Annotated in this window: 21 protein-coding genes; 15 read left to right on the top strand and 6 right to left on the bottom strand. The window is 56.1% G+C overall.

Going from position 1 to position 23,353, the window contains the following annotated elements:
- Positions 1-241: 241 nt before the first annotated feature.
- The 8 genes from HFK74_RS07640 to HFK74_RS07605 all read left to right on the top strand — a co-directional run bounded on the left by HFK74_RS07640 (position 242) and on the right by HFK74_RS07605 (position 7,832).
- The gene (locus HFK74_RS07640; RefSeq protein WP_180202994.1) at positions 242-1,018 is read left to right on the top strand and encodes a transporter substrate-binding domain-containing protein; all 777 of its coding nucleotides are present in this window, start codon (positions 242-244) and stop codon (positions 1,016-1,018) included.
- Between the two features lie 64 nt (positions 1,019-1,082).
- Complete coding sequence (locus HFK74_RS07635) at positions 1,083-1,760, top strand: amino acid ABC transporter permease (RefSeq protein ID WP_180202993.1); 678 nt, start codon at positions 1,083-1,085, stop codon at positions 1,758-1,760.
- Positions 1,757-2,491 carry an amino acid ABC transporter ATP-binding protein gene (locus HFK74_RS07630; RefSeq protein ID WP_180202992.1) on the top strand — a complete coding sequence of 245 codons (735 nt, stop codon included), beginning with the start codon at positions 1,757-1,759 and terminating at the stop codon, positions 2,489-2,491. Before HFK74_RS07635 ends, HFK74_RS07630 begins: the two co-directional genes overlap by 4 nt.
- Before the next feature lie 20 nt (positions 2,492-2,511).
- A complete protein-coding gene (locus HFK74_RS07625; RefSeq protein ID WP_180202991.1) occupies positions 2,512-3,747 on the top strand; it encodes a cysteine desulfurase-like protein in 1,236 nt (411 codons plus the stop codon).
- Between the two features lie 36 nt (positions 3,748-3,783).
- Positions 3,784-4,662, top strand: coding sequence for a MurR/RpiR family transcriptional regulator (locus HFK74_RS07620; RefSeq protein WP_180202990.1), 879 nt, complete (start codon positions 3,784-3,786; stop codon positions 4,660-4,662).
- A gap of 54 nt (positions 4,663-4,716) precedes the next feature.
- The gene (locus HFK74_RS07615; RefSeq protein ID WP_180202989.1) at positions 4,717-5,613 is read left to right on the top strand and encodes an allantoinase PuuE; all 897 of its coding nucleotides are present in this window, start codon (positions 4,717-4,719) and stop codon (positions 5,611-5,613) included.
- Between the two features lie 39 nt (positions 5,614-5,652).
- Positions 5,653-7,089, top strand: coding sequence for a dihydropyrimidinase (gene hydA / locus HFK74_RS07610; protein ID WP_180202988.1), 1,437 nt, complete (start codon positions 5,653-5,655; stop codon positions 7,087-7,089).
- The gene (locus HFK74_RS07605; RefSeq protein WP_180202987.1) at positions 7,086-7,832 is read left to right on the top strand and encodes a fumarylacetoacetate hydrolase family protein; all 747 of its coding nucleotides are present in this window, start codon (positions 7,086-7,088) and stop codon (positions 7,830-7,832) included. The genes hydA and HFK74_RS07605 overlap by 4 nt, the downstream gene beginning before the upstream one ends.
- 310 nt (positions 7,833-8,142) lie before the next feature.
- Here HFK74_RS07605 and HFK74_RS07600 read toward each other — a convergent pair whose 3' ends face one another.
- From HFK74_RS07600 to HFK74_RS07585, 4 genes are all read right to left on the bottom strand, one after another.
- A complete protein-coding gene (locus tag HFK74_RS07600) occupies positions 8,143-9,480 on the bottom strand; it encodes a CitMHS family transporter (protein ID WP_180202986.1) in 1,338 nt (445 codons plus the stop codon).
- A gap of 119 nt (positions 9,481-9,599) precedes the next feature.
- Positions 9,600-10,343 (bottom strand): acetoacetyl-CoA reductase, encoded by a 744-nt coding sequence (phbB, locus tag HFK74_RS07595; protein WP_180202985.1) that lies wholly within the window; start codon positions 10,341-10,343, stop codon positions 9,600-9,602.
- A gap of 133 nt (positions 10,344-10,476) precedes the next feature.
- Positions 10,477-11,265: a hydroxypyruvate isomerase family protein gene (locus tag HFK74_RS07590; RefSeq protein WP_180202984.1), complete on the bottom strand. Its 789-nt coding sequence runs from the start codon at positions 11,263-11,265 to the stop codon at positions 10,477-10,479.
- 30 nt (positions 11,266-11,295) lie between these two features.
- On the bottom strand, positions 11,296-11,955 hold the full coding sequence (locus HFK74_RS07585) for an aspartate/glutamate racemase family protein (protein ID WP_180202983.1): 660 nt from the start codon (positions 11,953-11,955) through the stop codon (positions 11,296-11,298).
- A 228-nt stretch (positions 11,956-12,183) separates the two neighbouring features.
- Here HFK74_RS07585 and HFK74_RS07580 point away from each other — a divergent pair, with 228 nt between their 5' ends.
- Positions 12,184-13,122 (top strand): GntR family transcriptional regulator, encoded by a 939-nt coding sequence (locus HFK74_RS07580; protein ID WP_043302255.1) that lies wholly within the window; start codon positions 12,184-12,186, stop codon positions 13,120-13,122.
- Here HFK74_RS07580 and rraA read toward each other — a convergent pair.
- Positions 13,115-13,597, bottom strand: a complete 483-nt coding sequence (rraA, locus tag HFK74_RS07575) for a ribonuclease E activity regulator RraA (protein ID WP_180202982.1) — start codon at positions 13,595-13,597, stop codon at positions 13,115-13,117. The two genes, HFK74_RS07580 and rraA, sit on opposite strands and share 8 nt — an antisense overlap.
- Before the next feature lie 262 nt (positions 13,598-13,859).
- Between rraA and HFK74_RS07570 the strand changes: the two genes are divergently transcribed.
- The 5 genes from HFK74_RS07570 to HFK74_RS07550 all read left to right on the top strand — a co-directional run bounded on the left by HFK74_RS07570 (position 13,860) and on the right by HFK74_RS07550 (position 19,330).
- Positions 13,860-14,930, top strand: coding sequence for an isocitrate/isopropylmalate dehydrogenase family protein (locus HFK74_RS07570; protein ID WP_180202981.1), 1,071 nt, complete (start codon positions 13,860-13,862; stop codon positions 14,928-14,930).
- A gap of 117 nt (positions 14,931-15,047) precedes the next feature.
- Complete coding sequence (gene otnK / locus HFK74_RS07565) at positions 15,048-16,316, top strand: 3-oxo-tetronate kinase (RefSeq protein ID WP_180202980.1); 1,269 nt, start codon at positions 15,048-15,050, stop codon at positions 16,314-16,316.
- Entirely contained in the window at positions 16,306-17,187 is an 882-nt protein-coding gene (locus tag HFK74_RS07560; protein ID WP_180202979.1) for a LysR family transcriptional regulator, read from the top strand. The genes otnK and HFK74_RS07560 overlap by 11 nt, the downstream gene beginning before the upstream one ends.
- A gap of 41 nt (positions 17,188-17,228) precedes the next feature.
- Positions 17,229-18,293, top strand: a complete 1,065-nt coding sequence (locus HFK74_RS07555; RefSeq protein WP_180202978.1) for a lactonase family protein — start codon at positions 17,229-17,231, stop codon at positions 18,291-18,293.
- On the top strand, positions 18,290-19,330 hold the full coding sequence (locus HFK74_RS07550) for an AbrB family transcriptional regulator (protein ID WP_180202977.1): 1,041 nt from the start codon (positions 18,290-18,292) through the stop codon (positions 19,328-19,330). Before HFK74_RS07555 ends, HFK74_RS07550 begins: the two co-directional genes overlap by 4 nt.
- A 37-nt stretch (positions 19,331-19,367) precedes the next feature.
- Here HFK74_RS07550 and HFK74_RS07545 read toward each other — a convergent pair whose 3' ends face one another.
- The gene (locus HFK74_RS07545; protein WP_180202976.1) at positions 19,368-20,108 is read right to left on the bottom strand and encodes an ABC transporter substrate-binding protein; all 741 of its coding nucleotides are present in this window, start codon (positions 20,106-20,108) and stop codon (positions 19,368-19,370) included.
- A gap of 216 nt (positions 20,109-20,324) precedes the next feature.
- On the opposite strand from HFK74_RS07545, the gene acnA reads away from it, so the two are divergent.
- On the top strand, positions 20,325-23,009 hold the full coding sequence (gene acnA, locus HFK74_RS07540) for an aconitate hydratase AcnA (RefSeq protein WP_180202975.1): 2,685 nt from the start codon (positions 20,325-20,327) through the stop codon (positions 23,007-23,009).
- The last annotated feature ends 344 nt before the right edge of the window (positions 23,010-23,353 follow it).

Genomic DNA, 23,353 nt, shown 5'->3' with positions numbered 1-23,353 from the left:
CAAGCGGGAACCGGCGGGCTTATGCCTGCCACCAGGTCTACTGTACGTGACCACCCTGGTCGGTTACGACGTAACCAGCCCTTCTGACGTGACGTTCTAAAAAAACTGAACTCGGCTATGGAGTAAAAAATTCATAGATGAGTGGTATTGAAGTAAATAATCCATTGAATTACTCTCGATCCCACGTTGCACGAGATCAACCGTTGTTAGCACCTAAAAAAACAAACAATCGGGAGCAAACATGAAAGCGAAAGTGATGTTGGGATTGATCATGACCGCCGCAGCTGCGCTGCCAGCCTGGTCAGCTGACTGGACTGTAGGAGCTAACGTTGGCAACGTGCCTTGGGAGTTTCAGGACGCCAAAGGTGAGTTCGTCGGCTTTGAGGTCGATGTTGTAAAAGAGGTGGCCAAGCGCGCAGGGAAAAGCGTCGAGTTCATCAATATTCCATTCAACGGCTTGTTCAGCGCCGTGCAATCCAAGCGTGTCGAGATCGCTATCTCCTCCATCACCATTACCCCTAAACGCCTCGAGTCAGTCGCCTTCGCACAGCCTTATTTCGACAGCGACCAGTCTCTTACCGCGCTGACCACGTCCAAGGTCAAGAGCCTGGCTGATATGAACAATAAGGTCGTTGGCGTAGATACTGGCTCGACGGGCGACATGTGGATTGGCCAACACAAGGACGAGTACAAAATCGCCGACGTCTCGCGCTATGAAGGGCTATCGCCGGCCATGCTCGACCTGGCTTCCGGGCGCATCGATGGTTACCTCAGCGACATTCCCGCGGTGCTCTACTACATCAAGGACAAACCGCAATATTCCATCGTGGCTCGTATTCCCACCGGTGAACGCTATTCGTTGATGCACGCCAAAGGCTGGGCGATGAGCGATCAGGTCAACGACATCATCAGCAAGATGAAAGAAGACGGCACACTTGGAAAGATCCACAAAGAATGGTTCGGCACCGACGCGGCTAAAGACTCGAGCACCCTGCAAGTGACCGCTGTTCTCAAGTAAGCCTTGCTGCTGTTGCATGTAAGTGGCGACACCCGTTCGCCACTTGTATTGACCGAGGTATCCCATGGATCTTTTGCAGACATTTTTTAATTGGAATGTGCTCGTCGAGTCGCTTCCGCTGATGATGCGTGGTCTGGGCGTCACCATTTTGCTTGGGGTGGTGAGTATTGCCCTGGGCCTGGTGGGCGGGCTGTTGCTGGCGCTGTTGAGGTTGTATTCCTACGCACCCGTTCGAGCGCTCGCACGTATCTACATCGATATCATGCGCTCCATTCCATTGCTGGTTTTGCTGGTACTCATCTATTACGCGCTGCCCTTTGTGGGCATTCGACTGTCGTCCTTTGCGGCCGCCGCCAGCGCGCTTTCGCTTGTCTCCTGCGCCTACAGCGCGGAGATTTTTCGATCAGGCATCGAAGCCATTCCCCGTGGCCAGTTTGAAGCATCGGCTTCTCAAGGCATGAGCTTTTTCAACACCATGCGCGACGTCGTTTTACCCCAGGCAATACGCATCGTAATGCCGCCCATGACGAGCAATTGCATCAACGTCATGAAAGACACGGCGCTCGCCTCGGTGGTCGCGATGCCTGACTTGCTCAAGCAGGCAACCCAGGCGCAGGCACTGGCTGCCAACCCAACACCGCTGGTAGGGGCTGCCTTGCTGTACCTGTTGCTGTTGTTGCCATTGGTACAAATGGTCAGCTGGGTTGAGCGCCGTAACGCTTCGGGAGGAAAAACCGCATGAGCACGTTGATCGACATCGAAAAGCTCGACAAGTACTACGGCAACTTCAAAGCGTTGAGCGATATCAATCTGCAGGTTGAAGAGGGTGAGGTGGTGGTGATTCTTGGCCCGTCGGGCTCGGGAAAGTCGACCTTGATTCGCTGCATCAATCTGCTTGAAGACTACCAGCAAGGCCATATCCGCGTGGCGGGTGAGCGGGTTGAAAACGGACCCCGACTGGCCGCCATTCGCAGCGAAGTGGGCATGGTATTTCAAAGTTTCAACCTCTATCCGCACCTCAGTGTCCTCGACAATGTCTCGCTGGCGCCGATCCGGGTGAGGGGCTTGAGTCGGCGGGATGCGCATGCCCGGGCCAAGGAATTATTGGTCAAGGTCGGCATGGCCGATCACGCGCACAAGTACCCCAGCCAATTGTCTGGTGGCCAGCAGCAGCGTGTGGCAATCGCCCGCACCATGGCCATGGAGCCTCGGGCGATTCTGTTCGATGAACCGACTTCCGCACTGGATCCGGAAATGGTTGGCGAAGTACTCGATGTCATGCAAAACCTCGCTCGCTCCGGCGTCACGATGGTCGTGGTCACTCATGAAATGGGCTTTGCCCGTAGGGTCGCCGATCGAGTCATTTTCATGGAAAGCGGACGTATTGTTGAGCAGAACATCCCAGAGCCGTTTTTTACTGCGCCCCAGGAACTCCGCACAAAAGCGTTCCTGCAGGCCATCTTGCATCATTGAATCAGGCTGGAGAAAGTAGAGTGGATCCTCTCGATATCGATTACGTTCGCAAGCAATTTCCAGGCCTGGCCGGTGCCTTTGCCTACATGGATAACGCCGGTGGGTCGATGGTGCTGAGCACCGTGGCCCAGCGGGTCAGCGATTACCTGCTAAACAACAGTGTGCAACTGGGCGCGTCCTACCAGGCTTCCGTCAACGCTGGCGAGCGCGTGATGCAGGCACGTCACTCGGTCATGCAATTGATCAACGCCGAGCATCCCGAAGAAGTGATCATGGGCGGCTCGACCACCCACTTGTTGCAAATCCTGTGTCGCGCCATCGCCCCGTCAATCGTTCCGGGCGATGAAATCATCGTCACCAATTGCGATCACGAAGCGAATATCGGTCCATGGGTCAAATTGTGCGAAAGCCGCGGCGCGACTTTGCGTGTGTGGCAGGTCAATCTCGAGAGCTGTGAACTTGAGCTGGATGACCTACAGGTTTTGCTTAATGACAACACCCGCTACGTGGCGATGACACATACTTCGAACATTCTCGGTTCGATCAATCCGGTCGCCGAAGTGGCGCGTCGTGTCCATGCAGTGGGCGCCAGGTTGTGCGTGGACGCCGTCGCTTATGCGCCACACCGTCTGGTGGATGTACAGGCCAGCGGAGCCGATTTCTACGTCTACAGCTTCTACAAAACTTTTGGCCCGCACTTTGCCGTGCTCTGGGGGCGGCGCAATCTGTTGCTGGAGTTGCCGAGCCTTAACCACTTCTTCATAGGCAAGGATGTAGTGCCCTACAAATTGCAGCCGGGAAACGTCAACTACGAGTTGTCATTCGGCTGCATCGGCATCACCGACTATCTGCTCGACGTCAGCACCAGGCTTGGCGCTCAAGGCAGTGAGCGCCAGTGCATGCAAGCTGCGTTTGATGCCTTCGAGGTGCAGGAGGATTTGCTCGCCGAGCGGCTGTTGGCATTTTTGCGCCAGCGCGAGGGCGTTCGAATCATCGGCAAGACCCATGCGCGCAATCGGGTGCCTACGATCAGTTTCGTTGTCGAGGGCACTCAGTCAGAGGCTATTGTGCGCAGGGTCGATGAGCACCGGATCGGCATTCGCTTTGGTGACTTCTATGCGCGACGACTTATCGAAGCCCTTGGGCTTGACCGGTTTGGCGGGGTAGTGCGGGTATCGTTGGCGCATTACAACACGCTGGAAGAAGTCGACCGCCTCATCACGGCGCTGGATCAAGCAATCGATGCGTTGCGTTGACAGGCCTACACACTTCTAATTTGACGAGCCTTCATCATGGCCTTACCTGAAACCCTTGCAGAGCTGCGTGACTGTATTGCGGCTCAGCACGAACACCTGACCGGTCGCTTGCGTGATGCTGCTCGATTTCTGATCGACAACCCGCATGAGATCGCACTCAGCACGGTGGCCGAACTGGGCAAGCGCTCGAGTATCGCGCCTACCGCTTATATTCGGCTGGCTCAGGCCCTCGGCTTTGCAGGTTTCAAGGATTTGCAGCGCCTGTTCCGTGCACCGCTGCAACAGGCTGCCGACTCTCACAGCGAACGCAGTGAGCGCATTCGACACTACGGCGGTGAGACGTTGCTGGAAGATCCGAGTGACGTCGGCGGGATTCTGCGTGAGTTCAGCCAGGCCAATATCGTTTCCCTGGAACACCTGGCTGATGGTGGTGAGCAGGCCAATATCGAAGCGGCTATCGCTCATCTGCAAGTGGCGCGTACTACCTTCGTTATCGGCATGCGCCGCGCCTTTCCGGTTGCTGCGTATCTGAGCTACGCATTGAGTCGGGTGGGGCGGCGAACCGTGCACATCAGTGGTGCCGGTGGAACTTTGCCGGAGCAGGTCAGTGCCATTGCCGATGATGATCTGTTGATAGCTGTCAGCTTTCCGCCGTATGCCAATGACACCGTTGAAGCTTGTCGCCAGGCGCGCCAGGCAGGCGTGACGCTGGTGGCGATCACTGACAGCGTGCTGAGCCCTATCGGGCAGATGGCCGATACGGTGATTGAGGTCAACGATGCCGAACTGCTGGGCTTTCGTTCGCTCACCGCTTCGTTCTGTATTGCGCAAACCCTGGCGATGGGGCTGGCCTTCAGCGAGTGGCAGTCTGATAGCACCTTCAGTCATGACCGACTGAAAGACATCGACTGCTAAGTCGCTACCTTCGCTACGTACTTATTTAACCAGTCACTTCAGGAGAAGATCCCGATGGTTTCACCTGCACGCGATTTAGTGGGTTACGGTAGAAAACGCCCGCAAGGCACCTGGTCCAATGGCGCACGATTGGCTATCAGCCTGGTGATCAACTACGAAGAAGGTTCCGAACGCTCACTCGCCATGGGCGACCCGGACCAGGAGTCAATGACCGAATGGGGGAGCTATTCGATACCCGACGGCACTCGCAATTTGGCGATGGAGTCCATGTATGAGTACGGCTCGCGCGTGGGGATCTGGCGGATTCTGGATATTCTCGATCAGCAATCGGTAAGGGCAACGTTTCATGCCTGCGCTGTGGCCTTTGAGCAGAATCCCGATGTTGCACGTGCTGCCGTGGCCGCAGGACATGAAATTTGCAGTCATGGTTATCGCTGGGAGGAAGTGTTTCGCCTGACTGAAGAGCAGGAGCGTGAACACATGCGTTTAGCCATCGAGTCATTTGAACGCACCTGTGGCAAGCGTCCTGTTGGCTGGTATTGCCGCTATGGCGCCAGCGTCAACACACGGCGGTTGGTCGCCGAGGAGGGCGGTTTTCTTTACGATTCCGATGCCTACAACGATGATGTTCCGTACTTCGTCGAGGTCGAGGGCAAGCGGCACCTCGTGGTGCCTTACACGGCCGATGTGAACGATTTCCGCTACTGGAATTCTCCAGGGCTTTCCCAGGCTTCGGACTTTTTCGAGTACATGAAAGAAAGCTTTGAAGTCCTTTATGACGAATCCGCCGAAGGGCCACGGATGATGTCGATCGGGCTGCATCCACGCATGGTAGGCCGTCCCGGGCGGGTCAGGGCGATCAAGCAATTCATCGAGTATGCCAAGCAACACGGTGGTGTCTGGTTTGCCACGCGGGAAGAGATCGCCCGTGCCTGGCTTGAGCGAACTTGAGCTTGGCCGCAGCCGGTTACTTCTCGAAGAGGCCTTGATATGCAACCTTTTGATACGGTGATTCGCAACGCCCGGGTGGTAACCGCCGCGGACACGTTCACCAGCGATATCGGTATTCGTGATGGGCGTATCGTCTCCCTTGGCCTGGACTTGCCGCCAGGTCACCAGGAAATCGACGCGGCGGGCCGTCATGTCACCCCCGGTGGCATCGACAGCCACGTGCATCTCGACCAGCCGACTGGCGACGGGGCGGTGATGGCCGATGACTTCTTCAGCGGCACGGTCTCGGCGGCCTGCGGCGGCACCACCACCGTCATCCCGTTCGCCTGCCAGCAGAAGGGCGAAAGCTTGCGCGCTGCCGTCGATGACTACCATCGTCGGGCCGGTAACAAGCCGGTGATCGATTATGCCTTCCACCTGATAGTCACCGATCCCACCCCGCAGGTGCTGCGTGAAGAACTGCCGGCCTTGATTGCTGAAGGCTATACATCCTTCAAGATCTACATGACCTACGATGCGCTGAAGCTGGGCGACCGGGAGATTCTCGAGACGCTGTCGGTCGCGCGCCGTGAGGGCGCCATGGTGATGCTCCACGCCGAGAACAGCGATTGCATCGCCTGGCTGACCGAGCGACTACTGGCGGCCGGGCTGACTGCGCCGCGCTACCACGCCGCGTCGCGGCCGATGCTGGTCGAGCGCGAAGCGACCCATCGCGCCATCGCCCTTGCCGAGCTGGTGGACGTGCCGATCCTGATCGTACACGTGTCGGGGCGCGAGGCCGTGGAGCAGATTCGCTGGGCCCAGAGCCAGGGGTTGAAGGTGTACGCCGAAACCTGCCCGCAATACCTGTTCCTGACCGCCGACTCGCTGGGGTGTGACGACAGCTTCGAAGGTGCCAAGTGCATCTGCAGCCCGCCGCCGCGCGATGTCGCAAACCAGCAGGTGATCTGGGATGGCCTGGAGAATGGCTCGTTCGAGATTTTCTCGTCAGACCACGCACCCTTTCGCTTCGATGGCCCTGATGGCAAGAAGGCTCACGGTGAAAAGGTATCGTTCGACCAGGTCGCCAATGGCATTCCCGGTGTCGAAACCCGCATGGCACTGCTCTGGTCCGAAGGCGTGCGCAGTGGGCGCATCACCCCGCAAAGCTTTGTTGCGCTGACCTCCACCAATGCCGCCAAGATGTATGGGCTGTATTCGCGCAAGGGCAGCATCGCTGTGGGTGCTGATGCCGACCTGGTGATCTGGAACGAGGGTGAACCGGTGCACCTGTGCAACGAAATGCTGCACCACAACGTCGATTACACGCCTTACGCCGGCATGACTCTGAGCGCCTGGCCGGCGATGACCCTGTCTCGCGGTGAGGTGGTGTGGGACGGCGAGCCGCGCGGTGAGGCGGGTCGCGGGCGGTTTCTGCCGTGCGAGCGCCCGGCGCCCGCGCAACTGCGTCGGCGCAAGACTGAGTTGACATTGTGAGTGCGGTCACGCAGGTGGCCGCTACCCTGATTCGTGGTTGGCGTGAGGGACGCCAACAACCGTTGCCAACCCTGGATCTGGCTAACGAAGCCGAAGCCTATGCCGTGCAGCACCAGGTAGCGGATGCTCTCGGCTGGTTCGCCTCCGGGCCGCCAGCGGCCTGGAAACTGGGCGGTGCTCCTGGAGGGTTGATCAGCGCAGCCGGGGTACCGGCAACGGCTGTACACCCCTCGGGTTGGCAGGTTCCGTCGGGCGATGCCTTCGGTTTCGGGATCGAGGGAGAGTTGATCGTGCGGCTGTCGCGCGACCTCGACCAGCACACTGATCTGGCCATGGCCCGTGCGGCGGTCGATGCGTGGATGCCGGGCATCGAACTGTGTGGCACACGCTGGTTGCAGGGCGATCAGGCCGCGCCGTTGCTTCGGTTGGCCGACCAGCAACTCAATCGCGCGCTGGTACTCGGTGCACCGCAAACGCTGGGGGACATGCCGGATTGGTCAAGACAACAGGTGGCGTTGCGATTGGACGGGGAGCCTGAGTTCGTCAGCGTTGGCAGCCATCCATTCGGTGAGCCGCTGAGTTCGCTGCCGTGGCTGGCGCGTCACGCTGCAGCAATGGGCAGCCCCTTGCGAGCCGGTGACCTGGTGGCTAGTGGTAGCTGGACCGGAATCTACTGGGCGTCGGCCGGGGTGCAAGTGGAAATTGAGTTTGCCGGGATAGGACGGGTTGCCTTGTCGACTTGATTTTAAAGGCCGCTTTTGGCCGATTGCTGCCTTTCAGGCCGCGTAGCAAACGTCCCATTCCTTCCTACAGCAGATCAGAACCAATAGCTGAGTATCGGTGGCCACTTCCGCGCAGCGGTTCGGTTGTTGGGAACCCGCGATGCGGAATGGAACCAGTGCTGGTGGCCGCTATAAACCTAATGGATGTTCGATTTTCATTGAAGTGGTAGTCGTTTTTGGCTCTGTATTTAGAAAAAATCCCGGAGTCTATTTAGATTCCGGGATTTTTCGTTTTAACGCAGTATTGATTTGAACTGTGAGGCTTCTTACATCAGACACCGGCCGCCAGAGGGAACAATCCCAGCAGCAGGCAGGCGAGCAAGATCAGGAAGCTCAGCGCGAACGCCCATTTCATGGTGTATTTCTGATGGTCGCTGAACTCGACACCTGCCAAGCCACAGAGCAGGTAGGTCGACGCCACAAGAGGACTCAGAAGGTGAACAGGTTGGCCAACCAGCGAGGCACGGCCAATTTCAGCGTGGGTAATGCCATAAACTTCGGCAGCCTTAGCAAGCACTGGAAGCACGCCATAGTAGAAGGCGTCATTGGACATGAAGAAGGTGCCCGGAATACTCGCCAACGCTGTGATTGGTGCCATGTAAGGGCCCCAGGTAGCTGGAAGCATTGCCAGGAAGCTCGCTGACATCGCATTGACCATGCCCGTTCCGGACAGGATGCCTGCCAAGATGCCGGCCGCCAGGAAGATCGCGATCTGGTTCAAAGCCGTCGGGGCGTGAGTAGAAATACGACGACGCTGATCATTCATGTGCGGGTAGTTGATTACCAGGGCAATGGAAAACGCGACCATGAACAAGATGGAAAGTGGCAAGATCTCTGTTACCAGACCGGCCATCAAGCCAATGGTCAGGCTGGCGTTCAGCCAGAACAGTTTAGGGCGACGCAACTCAGCATTTTCGTCTGACATGGACGGCAGACCTTCGTCGTCAGCCTCATCGTCAAAGACAGTAGCGGCAGCACCGACCGATAAGCGCAGAGTGCCCAAGCGCTGGCGCTCGCGAATACCGATGAAATAAGCCAGTGCCAGAACGCCCAGGAAGCCCACCACCATGACTGGAATAAGTGGGATGAACAGCTCGGAAGTGTCGACCTGCAAAGACGCGGCCGCACGAGCTAATGGACCGCCCCACGGCAACAGATTGGTCACGCTCGCCGCAAGAATCACTACGCAGGTCAGCGACAATGGTTCAAGTCGCAGACGCTTGAACAGCGGCAGCATCGCGGTGACGGTGATCATGTAGGTCGTTGAGCCGTCGCCGTCCAGCGACACCAAACCTGCCAGCAGCGCGGCAAACACCACGGCCTTCATCGGGTCGCCGTTGATCAGTTTGATGAACTTGCGAATGATCGGATCGAACAGACCGGTATCGAACATCACGCCGAAGTAGAGGATCGCGAACATTACCATGACCGCGGTCGGAGCAACCTTGCGCAGACCCTCGATCATCATGTCGCCCATATCCGGACCGAATCCCGCCAAGAGCGCGAATACGATCGGAACTGTTGTCATCGCTACCAACGGCGACAACCGCTTGGTCATGATCAGTGCCATAAAGGTCACGATCATCCCGTAGCCGAGAAATGAGAGCATTTGTATCACCTTGACGTAAAGTACAATTGTTTTTATGGGATCTGCGCAAAAAGCGCATCAAGGTTCCCGCTGTATTTTTGGTTTGATCCAGCGGGTTGCCGCTGAGTCTCACACGAGTATCAACTCATGTGAAGGCCACCATTCAGCGAGAAGTCAGCACCGTTTGCATACCCAGCCTCATCGGAGGCGAGCCAGGCACACACGGCGGCGATCTCCTCGGGTGTTCCAAGGCGTCGTGTCGGAATGTCCTGGATGATGCGGTCCATGACGTCCGCAGTTGTAACGGACTTGAGTTTGGGCGTGGCAATGTACCCAGGGGACACGGTGTTCACCGTGACGCCACGGGACCCTACTTCTCGTGCCAGGGCGCGGGTGAAGCCGCGGATGGCCGACTTGGCGGTGGAGTAGTTGACCTGACCCACCTGACCCAACTGAGCGTTGACCGAGGAGATGTTGATCACACGCCCCCAGCCTCTCTCAGCCATGCCATCGATAACCTGCTTGGTCACATTGAACAGAGAATTGAGGTTGGTGTCGATGACGGTGGTCCAGTCGTTGGGCTGCATGTCGTGGAAGACAACGTTGCGGGCTGTGCCAGCATTGTTGATCAGGACATCGACTGGGCCAACATTCTTCTTGATTTGCTCAAAGGCTTGGCGGCAAGAGTCCCAATCAGCAACGCTCCCTTCAGAGGCGATGAAGTTGAAACCAAGCTCTTTTTGCTGAGCTAACCAAGTGTCTTTCAATGGGGAATTGGGACCGCATCCTGCAACAACGGTAAATCCGTCTCGGGCGAGTCGCTGGCAAACTGCTGTGCCCAGGTTTCCCATGCCAGCAGTAACAAAGGCGATCTTCTTGGTCATGCGTTAACTCCTTTTGTGTTTTTTGTGGGGAGCATTGCGTGCAACCTTCAAGGGCTACTGACCCCTAATAAACTCCACTCGAAATTGTTTTGCAAGGTAACGCAGTACAATTTCTCCAAAAAGAAACGATTTCTTACCAACGGTCATATTCATGCGGGTTGGGTTTCATCGTCCTCCATAGGGCTTCGAGCCCGTCGAACGTGGAGGCGCGAGGGCGATACTCGCATCCCACCCAGCCCTGATAGGCGTGGTCCTCAAGCATGGAAAGCAGTTTTGGAAAATCGATATTGCCAGTGCCAGGTTCATTCCGGCCCGGGAAGTCGGCCACTTGGACATGACTAACGCGCGGCCACCATTGACTTAGCTTTCGCAGACAATCCTCGCCCAGTAGCTCCGTGTGGTAGGTGTCCAGGATCAGGCCGAGGTTGGGAAGGGTCTCCAGCATTTCCTCAGCAAAGTCGAAGCGGCTCATCAGGTATCCCGGAACCTCGGTCGAGCTGATGACTTCAATCAAGGGTTCAATGCCTTCTCCAGACAAGAACTCAGCCGCGTACTTCAGGTTACGTTGATAAATGCCGCTTTCTGCAATTACCCCAAGCTCAGCAAGCGACACACCAGACATCAGGTGCACCATTTTGCAGTCGAGCACCTTTGCGTATTGAACCGCTTGGCTCACGTCTGCCAGGAACTCCTGCTTTGAGCGACAAATGCCAGTGGTACCTTTTGTTGAACCTGATGGCGCGGCAAATTGCACCATCTCCAGCTGATGCTCATTGAGAAGCTCCGCAATTTGCGTCGCTTCGTATTCGTAGGGCGAGGGGAACTCGACTGCTCGAAATCCTGATTTCGCGGCCGCTGCAAACCGTTCCAGAAAGGGTAATTCCGTAAATTGGAATCCAATGTGTGCGTTTAGTCTGGTCATGTCCTATTCCTTCAAATACTCGAAACTGCCTCAGGCTTGCAGGAGGCTACGCAGCTTCATCACAGCGCTGTCAGGTGTGGTCAATACTGGCAGGCCGCTCACCTGGCTTGCCTGTTGTGCTGCGCTGATCATTGAAAATTGCGCGAAACACAGCAGTTCGCTGTTCGTTGGCTTACGAGCCGAGTCGACAATCAGTGCGTCGTGACGATCCGCATTTCCCTTGCGCAGTTCATCGAATGCTTCAGGACAGACATAGGTATGGAGTTCAATTTCGACACCCTTTTGTCGTGCGTAGGTCTGAAACTCCTCAGTCATCGATGTAATGGCTGGTTTGAAGGTCGCAAGGATGGTGATCCTTTGGGTGCGTTGAATGGCCTCCTCAATCATGGCTTCGTTCGGTTTGAGCACTGGGATGCTTAACGAGCGCTTGCACAGATCAATGGCGTCACCAAAAGCGGAGCACGTGAACAAGATCGCATCAGCCCCTGACTCCGCCGCATAGTTAGCCAGTTTCAAAAAACGTTCGTTCAATGCTGGAGTGAGTTCACCGGCTTCCGCCAAGTCGCTGGAGAGCGAGTCCTCCAACAAATTTGCGAGCTTGGCCTCGGGCCAGAGCCGAGTGAAAGCTTCAGTGATGGGGGCGATTGCTACAGGCGTTGCATGGATCAAATAGATACGTGGTGCGGTCATGGCGTATTCCTGGTTTGTAGTAGATCAAGTTGATGGACGGTGAAGCCTCGGCATTTCGGTGGCGTGTTGATACGCATCAGGTGTGTTATTTTTCTTTCAAGTCTCGGATTTGGGTGTCATGGCTCCACCCCAGACCTTTGCATCGAATCCATCCTCCTCTGATAACCGGTTTCCATGAATTCAGCAGAATTGACTCCTCCACAACTACTGGCGGGCGAACAATCCAAAATGAAGCCCAAGATAAAAAAAGACCTTGCGGAGCAGTTGGCTCCCAAGATCATCGATATGGCGAGAGCCAGGTCGATGCGCGCCGGTGATCCGCTGCGCGAGGAGTCTTTTGCCAAAGAGTTGGGGGTCTCCCGTTCGCCGATTCGACGTGGTTTCGCGTTGTTGGCTGAGTTGGGTCTCGCGACCAAGGAGCCGAATCGAGGATATTTTCTGACGGCTGACGCGCGAGGCATCGACAGTCGTAAGCTCCCCTTGGAAGTCGACCCTTTTGAAGATTTCTATTTGCGCGTTGTCGATGATGTACTTCGCGGCGACATCCCTACGACTTTTTTTGAAGCCGAGTTGATGCGCAAATATGAGGTGCCTAGAGGGCAGCTCATGAAGGTACTGAATCGGTTGGCCAATGAGGCGATGATTGAGCGCAAGCCTGGGCAGGGTTGGGAGATCAATAGCTTTCTGCATGACTCCAAGGCTCATATTCAGAGCTACCGTTTTCGGATGGCTATTGAGCCTGCTGCCGTACTTGAGCCCGGCTACGAGGTGGATAAGGCCGCATTTGCCAAGGCTCGTGAGACCCAGCAAAAAATGTTGGATGGAGACATTTTCAACCTGTCGCGATCTCAGCTGTTTCAGATCGGCGCACAGCTTCATGAGTTGGTAGTCCGTTGTTCGGGCAACGCTTTTTTTCTCGAAGCTATCCGTCGGCAAAACCAGTTGCGTCGATTTATGGCTTACAAGGCCAACGTGGATCGGCCTCGCTTGATCAACCAGTGTAAAGAGCACATCCATCTTCTCGATCTCATCGAAAGTGGGCAGCGAGAAGCGGCTGCGGAGTTCCTGCGCAACCATCTCGATGTCGTCGGGCGGCAGAAAACGGACAAAGAAGCCAAGGATGAGCTGGAATACCAGCGCAGCCTTGAGATCTCGGTGGTCAGCTAAGCCGCGGCTCGTTCAGCAGCACCACCCCATCGTCATCACCGTATAACTGGTCGCCATCTGCGATGGTGTGCCCGGCGAATTCCACCGCTATGCCAATCTGACCCTCGTTGCGCTTGACGGTCTTTCGCGGTGATGTACCCAGTGCCTTAATGGCAATCGGCATGTCGCGCAGTGCCGCCTTGTCGCGGATGTAACCGTAGATCAGTACGCCGGCCCAGCCGTTCTTCACCAAGTCCTCAGCGATCACATCGCCAAACAGCGCATACCGATCACTACCCCCGCCATCCACAACCAACACTCTGCCTTGACCCGGCAAACTGCTTATTTCTTTGATCCTGGAATTGTCCTCAAAGCATTTGAGGGTGAAAGCACGGCCCTCGAAATCATTTTTCCCGCCAAAGTCCCTGAACACCGGGGCCAGAACCCGAACGCTTTCCGGGTATTGGTCGCACAAATCAGATGTTTTAACTGTCATGGAATGAGTCGCCTTGTTCGATTGATGGATGACCGTTGAGCGAAAAGATTGCACAAACTGAATATTCGTGCAATAAAATGCAATCTGTCGAAGGCGATAACGACGCTGCTCCAGGAAAAATTTCAGGACGAACGGGAGCAAATGGTTAAGGACTTCGCCTCGCCAATATTGTACTTTGTATTTACGATGTACATAAATGGAGCGGTTTTCAGACAGGCCTGCTTCAAAAAATTCAGCTCAAACAATAAGCAAGGGGTGTGCGATGCGTATTTTGGTTCTTCCTGGTGATGGTATCGGTCCGGAAATCGTTGAATCTTCGATGTCGGTCCTGCAAGCAGCCAACAAAAAATTCGATCTGGACCTGAGCTTCGATTACGAGGATGTAGGTTTCGCGAGCCTGGATAAATATGGCACCACCTTGCGTGATGAAGTGCTGGAAAAGGCCAAGGGCTACGACGGCATCATTCTCGGCACCCAATCACACGCCGACTATCCAGTACCTGAAAAGGGCGGTCGTAACGTTTCCGCCGGTTTCCGTATTGGCCTGGATCTCTATGCCAACGTACGTCCCGCACGTACTCGTTCGTTCCTGACTTCGAACATGAAGGAAGGCAAGACGATGGATCTGGTCATCATGCGCGAAGCGACTGAAGGCTTTTATCCAGACCGCAACATGAGCCGCGGCTGGGGCGAAGTGATGCCGACCCCTGATATGGCTTTATCCACGCGTAAAATCACTCGCCATTGCAGTGAGCGTATTGCCCGCCGTGCGTTCGAGTTGGCTATGAAGCGTGGCAAGAAGGTCACTGCCATTCACAAAGCCAACAGCTTCCATATGACTGATGGCCTGTTCCTTGAGTGCGTCCGTGATGTGGCAAAGGACTTCCCAGAAGTGGCTCTGGACGATCTGCTGGTCGATGCGTCGACTGCTCACCTGGTGCGCAGCCCTGAGCGTTTCGACGTGCTGGTCGCCACGAACTTCTATGGCGACATCATCAGTGACCTCGCCAGTGAACTGTCGGGTAGCCTGGGTCTCGCCGGCTCCATGATGGCCAGCGATATTCACTGCTGCGCCCAAGCACAACATGGCTCCGCGCCGGATATCGCAGGTCAGGACAAGGCCAACCCGGTCTCGATGATCCTCTCCGTTGGCATGCTGCTGCAGTGGATGGGTGAGCACCACAACAATGAGGCATTTATCAAAGCCGGTCTGGAAATGGATAAGGCCGTGGATGTCGTCCTGAAAGATCCTAAGCAACGCACCCCTGATCTGGGCGGTTCTAGCGGAACCAAAGCTTTTGGTGAGGCTGTCGCCAAGGTCATCCTGGGCTGATCGACACGGGCGGCATGAATGTCATGCCGCCCGTTGTTTGGAGTATTGCTGGATCAATAACAAGAGAATGCCTTTCTTCCTTGGGGAGAACCTAGGGAGGGGCGCGAGGAGAGAACAGTGAGTCAATTACTACTCGGTTGCATCGCAGACGACTTCACCGGCGGTACTGACTTGGCCAGTACTTTGGTACGTGGCGGGATGCGAACGCTGCAAGTGATCGGTGTACCTGAAGGGCCCTTGCCAGATGATATTGATGCTGTCGTTATCGCCCTGAAAAGCCGCACCGTGAGCCCCGAAGAGGCCGTTACTCAATCGCTTGAAGCGTTGGAGTGGTTGCGTGCTGCGGGTTGCCAACAGTTTTTTTTCAAGTATTGCTCGACGTTCGATTCGACTTCTCGCGGGAACATCGGTCCTGTCGCCGACGCACTCGCTGAAGCTTTGAATGTCTCGTTCGCTGTGGCTTGCCCTGCATTCCCAGAGAACAAACGCACGATTTTTAACGGTCATTTGTTTGTCGGAGATGTGTTGTTGAGCGAATCCGGAATGCGCAATCATCCGTTGACGCCAATGATTGATTCCAATCTGGTTCGAGTGCTGCAACAGCAGACGCTCAAGCCAGTTGGGCTCGTTGCGCATTCGGTCGTAAGCAAGGGCGCGCAAGCCATTTCGACGGCCTTCAGTAACCTTGAGGCGCAGGGCCAGGGTTACGCCATTGTCGACGCGATCGACGACGAGGATCTGTATGCGATCGGTGGGGCCATTGCTGACCATAAACTCGTTACCGGCGGTTCGGGCGTTGCGCTAGGTCTACCTGGAAACTTCCGCCGTGCAGGTTTGCTCGGCAAATCCGAGACGGCTTCGGTACTACCCGCCATTAAAGGCTTGGGCGCGGTGGTTTCCGGCAGTTGTTCAGTTGCGACCAATAGCCAGGTCGAGCACTGGCAAAAGAGCCGTCCGAGTTTCTCTCTTGACCCACTGCTCCTGGCAAATGGTCATGATCAGGTAGCCGAAGCACTCGCCTGGGCGAAGGACTTGATTCAGCAAGGGCCGATTCTGATTTACGGCAGCGCGCAACCAGAAACCGTCAAGCTTGCTCAACAGAAGCTCGGTGTTGAAGCCGCAGGTCAGATTGTTGAAGACGCGCTGTCCGCCGTAGCCGTTGGCCTGTATGAAATGGGCGTTCGCAAACTCGTGGTGGCCGGTGGCGAAACATCGGGTGCTGTGGTCAAGGCACTAAAGGTCAAGGCGCTGAGAATCGGCGCGACAATTGATCCCGGTGTGCCTTGGACGCTTGGCTTGCGGGATGACCCAGTTGCCTTGGCACTCAAGTCCGGCAATTTCGGAACAGTAGACTTCTTCGAGAAGGCATTGGCCAATGCGCCATGATCTGCTCAGCCTGGAAATCTTTATGGCAGTGGCGGAGCAGCGGAACCTGACAAAGGCTTCGCAACTCTGCCACTTGGCGACGTCCGCGGTCAGTAAACGGATCAGCGAGCTTGAGGAGAAAGTCGGCTCACCTCTGTTTGTTCGCTACCCCCGCGGAATGGAGCTGACTCCGGCAGGGCAGTCGCTTCGTCATTACGCGTTGCAGGTGAATGAAACGCTCCAGAAGATGGATCAGGAACTGAGTGAATATGGCGCAGGAATCAAAGGCCATGTTCGTTTGCACGCCATTACATCCGCGTTAGCGCAACAGCTGAGCTTGGACATCGGGACATTCCTGGAAACGTACCCCGATATCAAGTTCGATATCGAGGAGCGCGTCGGTGCCGCAATCATACGGGCCGTCTCGGATGGGCGTGCGGATGTCGGCATCATCGCGGAACAGACGCCGTCTCTTGGGTTGGAAACACTGGCCTATCGCGTGGACGAGTTGGTGATCGCTGTCCCAGAACGCCACCCCTTGGCGGGGCAAGCGCAAGCTAGTTTCGAGCAGGCGTTGCTCTACGAATTCATTGGTCCCCACGTGGAAAGCTCGGTGCACCTGCTACTGACTGAACAAGCCCAATTATTAGGGAAAGCAGTCAGGCAGCGGGTTCGGGTTTCCAGTTTTGAGTGCATGTGCCGGATGGTCTCGACCAATCTGGGCATCTGCATTTTGCCTCGTGATGTGCTGCGCCCTTATCTGCGTCCCTTTCACCTGCAAGCTGTGACATTGGCTGAGCCCTGGGCCAAACGTCAGTTGCAGATCGTTGCTCGACGATTTGAGGCTCTACCACCTACTGCCCGTGCGTTCGTCGCACACTTGACCGCGTAACAGGCGCTGTTCAATCACCTGTTCACTCTTGAGATGAGTACATGTTTATTTACGTCGGCTGTCGTACCACTCGTGAAAGAAATGCTCGCGGTAATGGGATCAACGTCTACAGCGTCGACTCGCGAACGGGGCAGCTGTCTCACGTGCAACTCGTCGATGGCTTGGTGAATCCGTCTTTCCTGGCCATCAGCAAACAACAGAATTTCCTGTATTGCGTCCATGGCGATACAGATCAAGCCAGTGCATTCAGCATCAGCGCCGACGGCACGCTGACCTATCTCAATAGCCAAAGTACCCATGGCCACAATCCCGCTCATCTTGCGATTTCACCGGACGGTGGTTTCTTGGTGGTGAGCAATCATTACAGCGGTTCAGTAGTTGTGCTTCCGATACTCGCTTCAGGTGAACTGGGCGAACTCTGTGATCAAGTACTGACCGAGGGGCCAATCGGACCCCATCGAGTGGAACAAAAAGGCCCGAAACCTCATTTCAATCCATTCGATCCGAGTGGAACGCTAGTGGTCGTGCCCGACAAAGGGCTCGACCGGATCTTCACTTATCGTTTTGACTCTCTACTAGGCAAGCTGATGCCGGCAGCCTGCCCGTTTGTGGCAACTCGCAAAGGGGCAGGGCCAAGGCATGTTGCGTTTCATCCCGGGTTGCCAGTGGTCTATTCGGTCAATGAACTGGATTCCACCGTTGGCACCTATCGCTTTAACAGCGAAAGCGGAGAGCTTCTGCCGCAGCAGGTGATCTCAGCGTTGCCTGATTCTTTTACCGGCGACAGCACCGCCGCCGAGATCGAAGTCGATGGAGCTGGCCGATTCTTGTATGCCTCCAATAGAGGCAATGACAGCATTGCGATCTTCAGCATCGACTCACAAACGGGTTGGCTGACGTTCGTGTCGGCGACGCCAACGAAAGGCCGCACGCCGCGATTTTTCGCGCTCTCACCCGACGGACAGTTCATGTACGTCGCCAATGAGGACAGCCATACGATCGTGGTTTTCAGAGTTGACCCTGCAACCGGAGGCCTGACCCCAACGGGTAACGTGATCGAGACGGGGAGCCCGGTGTGCATGGTCTTCGGTGGTCCGAGGACATGAAGGCGTTTTTCACCTCAATGGGATTGTGGTGGGCGACACCGCTCGTTGGCATTGCCGGTGCTCTGATCGCCAGTTACTTAAATTGGCCTTTGCCATGGATTATCGGATCGATGTTAGCGGTGATCCTGGTGCGTTGCCTGGGTTGGCGCGTGGGAGAGATTCCCAATGGCCGTCTGACCGGACAGTGGATGATCGCAACTTCCATCGGTTTGCACTTCACGCCTGCAGTGCTGGAGCAGATCCTCGGGCATTTTCCGATGATGCTGTTTGCGGCGTTTCTCACCCTGTTCCTTGCACTACTCGGTGTAGAGTTTATGCGGCGTCGTGGAATGGATCTGACAACTGCATTCTTCGCGTTCATGCCAGCCAACTTTGCAGAAATGATTCAATCCGGTATCAGGCATAAGGCCGACGTCAGTCAGATCGCTGCGGCGCATAGTGTGCGTTTGGTCGTGATCGTTCTCTGCGTCCCGCCTGCAATGTTTTTTACCGCGAAAATCTCTCCGGCAGTGGTCCATGCCCGCTTGCCGAGTGACTGGTATTGGTTGCTACCGTTGCTGATCGGAGGAGCGCTGACGGCAATGATCTGGAAGCGGTACAAATTACCGAATCCATGGATGTTCGGTCCGATGGCTTTGTGTGCTCTGTTCACTGCCAGTTTTAATCTTCAAACGGCACTGCCCGTGGAACTCAGTCATTACGGGCAGCTCATGATCGGTTGCGCACTCGGCGGTTACTTTGATCGCCAGTTCTTCAGAGCCTCACCGACTTTCCTGCTCAAGGTTTCGCTGTTCAACGTAATCATGATTTTCTGCACCCTGGTTCTGGCGCTTGGAATCGGATATTTACTGGGCTTTCCCGTGTTGACCCTGGCATTGGGCATGATGCCGGGCAGTAGTACAGAGATGTATCTGACGGCCGAAGCCCTGAACCTAGGAGTCGGTATTGTCACGGCGATGCAGATCATGCGCTTGGTGGTGGTGATGCTATGTGCTGAACCAGTACACAAAGTCTGGCTGAAACGCCTTCGCCGCTAAGCGGGCAAGTGCGTTTCAACCCACCATGGGCGATGTCTTAATTGGCCTGCAAGGGGGCGACAGTGACGTCGCTCTGACCGCTGTCGGCAAGTGCTTTGAGTACGAAGCCGCTGGCTTTCTGTTCTTCCAGGAACGCTCTGATGTAGGCCGCACCCGCGACGCACTGCGCGGGAACGCCCATCGCTTGTCGAATCGACGTGAAGGAACCCTCTAACACACGTAATTCGCGATTAGACTCGGCAACCTTGAGCAGTGGCTGGCGTACGCCCGCGGCCGCCTCTAGGTTTTGATCGAGAAAAAGTTCTACTGCGGCGGCTGATGTCGGTGCACGAACGAGCGAAGCATGCTGTTGGCTTCGGCTCAGGTACAAGTCGTAAGCTGCACCCTGACCGACGGCGATCCGCACGCCTGGCTGATCCAGATCTTCCATCTTGAAGAATGTGGAGCTGTTCTTGACCAGGTAGGTACCTTCGATAATCACATACGGTTCGCTGAAGGCGACTTGGGCTTCACGCACGGGTTCGATGGCCAGGAAAGCGATATTCCATTGCTTATTCGCCAATGCCTCGAACACCTTGCCGGCAGCGTCAAAGGTGATGAATTCCACAGGGACGCCCAGATGCTTGCCCAATTCCACGGCGAGGCTGACGGACACTCCTTGAGGCTGTCCAGTTTCGGTGTTGCGTTGTGCAAGAACAGGGTTACCGAAGTTGATGGCGGCTCTGAGTACGCCAGTTGGGGCAAGATCGTTGAGGACTTCTGCGGTAGGGGCGGGCATACAGGTTCTCCAAGGAAAAATGTCATCGGCCCTGAGCGTAGGGAAGTGCGCAGGCCCTGACAATTTCAGGCTCGCCAAGGCTGCGTTCTTCTTTGACGAACGATGGCTTGCTCAACGCTCAATTTTACTCGGGCCTGCCTTTGGTTACTCTGGGGTCCAACTGAACGACCGCATAGAGTCGTTTGCTCATGCACTCAACCGGTGAATGATAAGCCCATGATTTCAGCCATCGATGCACGCCATCAAGGTCACCTGCAAGTAGGCGACACCCGTTATGCCTACGTCGATCTGTACAAGATACTGACCCCGGACGAACTACTCGGTTTGCCCTATTCGATCCGTATCCTGCTGGAGAATGTGGCTCGTTGCTCACCTACGGCTCTGGACAATTTCATCGCGTGCATACGCGAGGGTACCCCCGCTTGTGAAGTGCCTTTTTATCCCAACAGACTGATGTTCCACGATACAACGTGCTTGCCGGCGTTGGCTGACTTTGCCGGCATGCGCGACATGGTTGCTGAAATGGGTGGCTCACCGGAAACCATGAACCCGATGATTCCTGCGGTGCTGGTCATCGATCACTCGGTGATTGTCGAGCGCTACGCCGAGGCGGATGCCGTCGAGAAGAACCTCGACATTGATTACCGCCGGAACTCCGAACGTTATGAGTTCATCAAGTGGGCACAAAAGAGCCTGACTAATTTCAAGGTGGTGCCGCCGGGCACCGGGATCATCCACCAGGTCAACATGGAGTCACTGGCTACTGTCGTTTGGGAAAGCCAGACGGCTGACGGCCAGCCGCTGCTGCATCCTGACGATATCGTCGCGACTGACAGCCACACGCCCATGATCAACGCCATCGGTGTGCTGGGCTGGGGCGTGGGTGGACTGGAGGGGCAGGCTGCCATGCTGGGCGAACCGGTGCCGATCAGCTTTCCCGAGGTCGTCGGTATTCGATTGAGCAACGAACTGCGGCCTGGTGTTACAGCTACCGATCTGGCATTGCGCATCACTCAGATGCTGCGTGCGAAAGGCGTGGTGGGTAAGTTCGTTGAGTTCTGTGGACCTGGTCTGTCGGGGCTCAGTTGGGCGGCACGAGGGACGCTGTCGAACATGGCCCCTGAGTACGGCGCCACGGTGGTGTTCTTCCCGTTCGATGACAGCACGATGGAATACATGCATCTGACCGGGCGTAGCGAGGACACTATTGCACGCATTGAAACGTACCTTAAAACTCAAGGTCTGTGGCGCCACGACTCATTGCCCGAGCCACATTTTGATGACCTGATCGAACTGGACCTCGCGGAAATCGAGCCAAGTGTTGCAGGGCCCCATCAGCCGCATCAGTGGCGCAAGCTGGCGGACGCTGCACCATCCTTTCGCCAGGACGTTCTGGGTGAGCAGGAGGGCGTGATTGCGCGCTCCTCGAACAGTGAAGCCGAGTACTTCGAGCCTTCGTTTGGTCAGGTTCTGACCCATGGTGCAATCTCTTTAGCAGCGATCACCAGTTGCACCAACACCGCGAATCCAAGCCAGATGATTCAGGCCGGGTTGCTGGCACGTAACGCCCAGCGTCGCGGTTTGCGCAGCAAGCCTTGGGTCAAGACTTCGCTCTCCCCAGGTTCGCGGGTGGTGGCGGACTACTTGGAACAAGCCGACCTGCTGAGCGACTTCTCGGCTCTGGGTTTTGACCTAGCTGGGTTCGGTTGCATGACCTGTATCGGTAACTCCGGCAGCCTTGAAGGACATATGGAGCGATTCTCGGATCAGGGCCTCAAAACCGTGGTCGTGCTGTCCGGAAATCGCAACTTCGAAGGGCGCGTCAATCCTCGGGTGCAGGTCGGTTACTTGGCGTCGCCGGCGCTTGTCGTCGCCTACGCGTTGGCTGGCACCATCGACATGGACATCCAGACTGAGCCGTTGGGCCAGGATGCGGCAGGCAAAAATGTGTACCTGCACGAGCTGATGCCAACCGAAGAGCAGATTCAGGCTTTGGTCAGCCAGACCGTTCGCCCTGATCTGTTCCGCAAGCGCAACGCCATGCTGTGGGACGGTACTCATCACTGGCAGGCACTGTCGGCCAGCGGTAGTGTGCAGTTTCCCTGGGCGCCGAATTCGACTTATCTGCGTCGGCCAATCTATCTGCAAAACGTCAAACCCCAGGCCTCCTCTGAATTGTCGATTCACGGCGCTCGCGCGTTGATGGTGCTTGGCGACAACGTCACCACCGACCACATCTCACCCGCCAGTGCGATTCCACTCGAAAGCCAGGCTGGACAATGGTTGACTGAGCGCGGTGAAAGCCCGAATGATCTCAATCAATATTCTACCCGTCGCAGCAATCACGAAGTGATGATGCGCGGTGCATTCGTCAACCGGGCGGTGAGAAATCAGCTGCTTGACCAACAGCCGGGAGAGGGTGGTTTTGCCACGGCTTATGACGGCTCAACTCAGCGTGTATACGACGCAGCACTGAGCTATGTCGCAAAGGATGTCCCACTAGTGATTTTTGCCGGCTTCAACTACGGGGCTGGCTCCAGTCGTGACTGGGCCGCCAAGGCGCAAGCGACCCTGGGTGTCAAAGCCGTCATTGCGCAAAGTTTTGAGCGCATACACCGAAGCAACCTGATCGGTATGGGCATCCTGCCTATTACCTTTGCAGCTGGGGTCGACGCTCAAAGCCTGACACTGACGGGCAATGAATCGCTGGAGTTCAATGGACTGGAGGCATTGCAGGTAGGGGCAAACGCGATAAGTTTGACGATCATTCGTGCTGAGGGAACCCAGACGTCGGTGTCATTGATTCTACAACTGGATTCGCAGCAGGAAATTCTGTACTTGGAGGAGGGTGGGATCTTGCCCTATGTCGTGCGCAAGGTTGTCGCGCAAGCGCAGGCTTAACCTAACCAAGAGGGTTCTCTTCAGACTATATAAGGCCGGTCGCTGACTCTCGCGGATTGAGCCCTACGGCCGAGCAACAATGGCCTGCTTCCGCGCAGCGGCTCAAATACCCGAAACCCGCTTCGCGGAATGTTGCCAGGGATGACAGCCGCCGAGGCTCCGGAACGGCTGTTCCATTGTTGCCGCAGCTAGCCTACAAAACAGCGACCTTGGTCGAAATCATCTTGTTGTGAAGGGCTGTCTCCGACCTATAGCTGCCGGTGACCATTGGCAGATGCGGGGGAAACCGGAATAAATCATTTTGTGCGACTTCCCTCAATTGTCAATTGAACTGGATTTCACTG

The sequence above is a fragment of the Pseudomonas sp. SbOxS1 genome (assembly GCF_013416725.1).
Classification (GTDB): Bacteria; Pseudomonadota; Gammaproteobacteria; order Pseudomonadales; family Pseudomonadaceae; genus Aquipseudomonas.
This window is presented reverse-complemented; position numbering and strand designations above follow the sequence as displayed.

Coding starts and splice junctions, on each gene's coding strand:
- HFK74_RS07545 (WP_180202976.1), bottom strand. CDS start 20,108: ATGCCCGCCCCTACCGCAGAAGTCCTCAACGATCTTGCCCCAACTGGC.
- HFK74_RS07600 (WP_180202986.1), bottom strand. CDS start 9,480: ATGCTCTCATTTCTCGGCTACGGGATGATCGTGACCTTTATGGCACTG.
- HFK74_RS07635 (WP_180202993.1), top strand. CDS start 1,083: ATGGATCTTTTGCAGACATTTTTTAATTGGAATGTGCTCGTCGAGTCG.
- HFK74_RS07615 (WP_180202989.1), top strand. CDS start 4,717: ATGGTTTCACCTGCACGCGATTTAGTGGGTTACGGTAGAAAACGCCCG.
- HFK74_RS07570 (WP_180202981.1), top strand. CDS start 13,860: ATGCGTATTTTGGTTCTTCCTGGTGATGGTATCGGTCCGGAAATCGTT.
- HFK74_RS07620 (WP_180202990.1), top strand. CDS start 3,784: ATGGCCTTACCTGAAACCCTTGCAGAGCTGCGTGACTGTATTGCGGCT.
- HFK74_RS07550 (WP_180202977.1), top strand. CDS start 18,290: ATGAAGGCGTTTTTCACCTCAATGGGATTGTGGTGGGCGACACCGCTC.
- HFK74_RS07585 (WP_180202983.1), bottom strand. CDS start 11,955: ATGACCGCACCACGTATCTATTTGATCCATGCAACGCCTGTAGCAATC.
- HFK74_RS07640 (WP_180202994.1), top strand. CDS start 242: ATGAAAGCGAAAGTGATGTTGGGATTGATCATGACCGCCGCAGCTGCG.
- HFK74_RS07590 (WP_180202984.1), bottom strand. CDS start 11,265: ATGACCAGACTAAACGCACACATTGGATTCCAATTTACGGAATTACCC.
- HFK74_RS07630 (WP_180202992.1), top strand. CDS start 1,757: ATGAGCACGTTGATCGACATCGAAAAGCTCGACAAGTACTACGGCAAC.
- HFK74_RS07555 (WP_180202978.1), top strand. CDS start 17,229: ATGTTTATTTACGTCGGCTGTCGTACCACTCGTGAAAGAAATGCTCGC.
- hydA (WP_180202988.1), top strand. CDS start 5,653: ATGCAACCTTTTGATACGGTGATTCGCAACGCCCGGGTGGTAACCGCC.
- acnA (WP_180202975.1), top strand. CDS start 20,325: ATGATTTCAGCCATCGATGCACGCCATCAAGGTCACCTGCAAGTAGGC.
- rraA (WP_180202982.1), bottom strand. CDS start 13,597: ATGACAGTTAAAACATCTGATTTGTGCGACCAATACCCGGAAAGCGTT.
- phbB (WP_180202985.1), bottom strand. CDS start 10,343: ATGACCAAGAAGATCGCCTTTGTTACTGCTGGCATGGGAAACCTGGGC.
- HFK74_RS07580 (WP_043302255.1), top strand. CDS start 12,184: ATGAAGCCCAAGATAAAAAAAGACCTTGCGGAGCAGTTGGCTCCCAAG.
- HFK74_RS07560 (WP_180202979.1), top strand. CDS start 16,306: ATGCGCCATGATCTGCTCAGCCTGGAAATCTTTATGGCAGTGGCGGAG.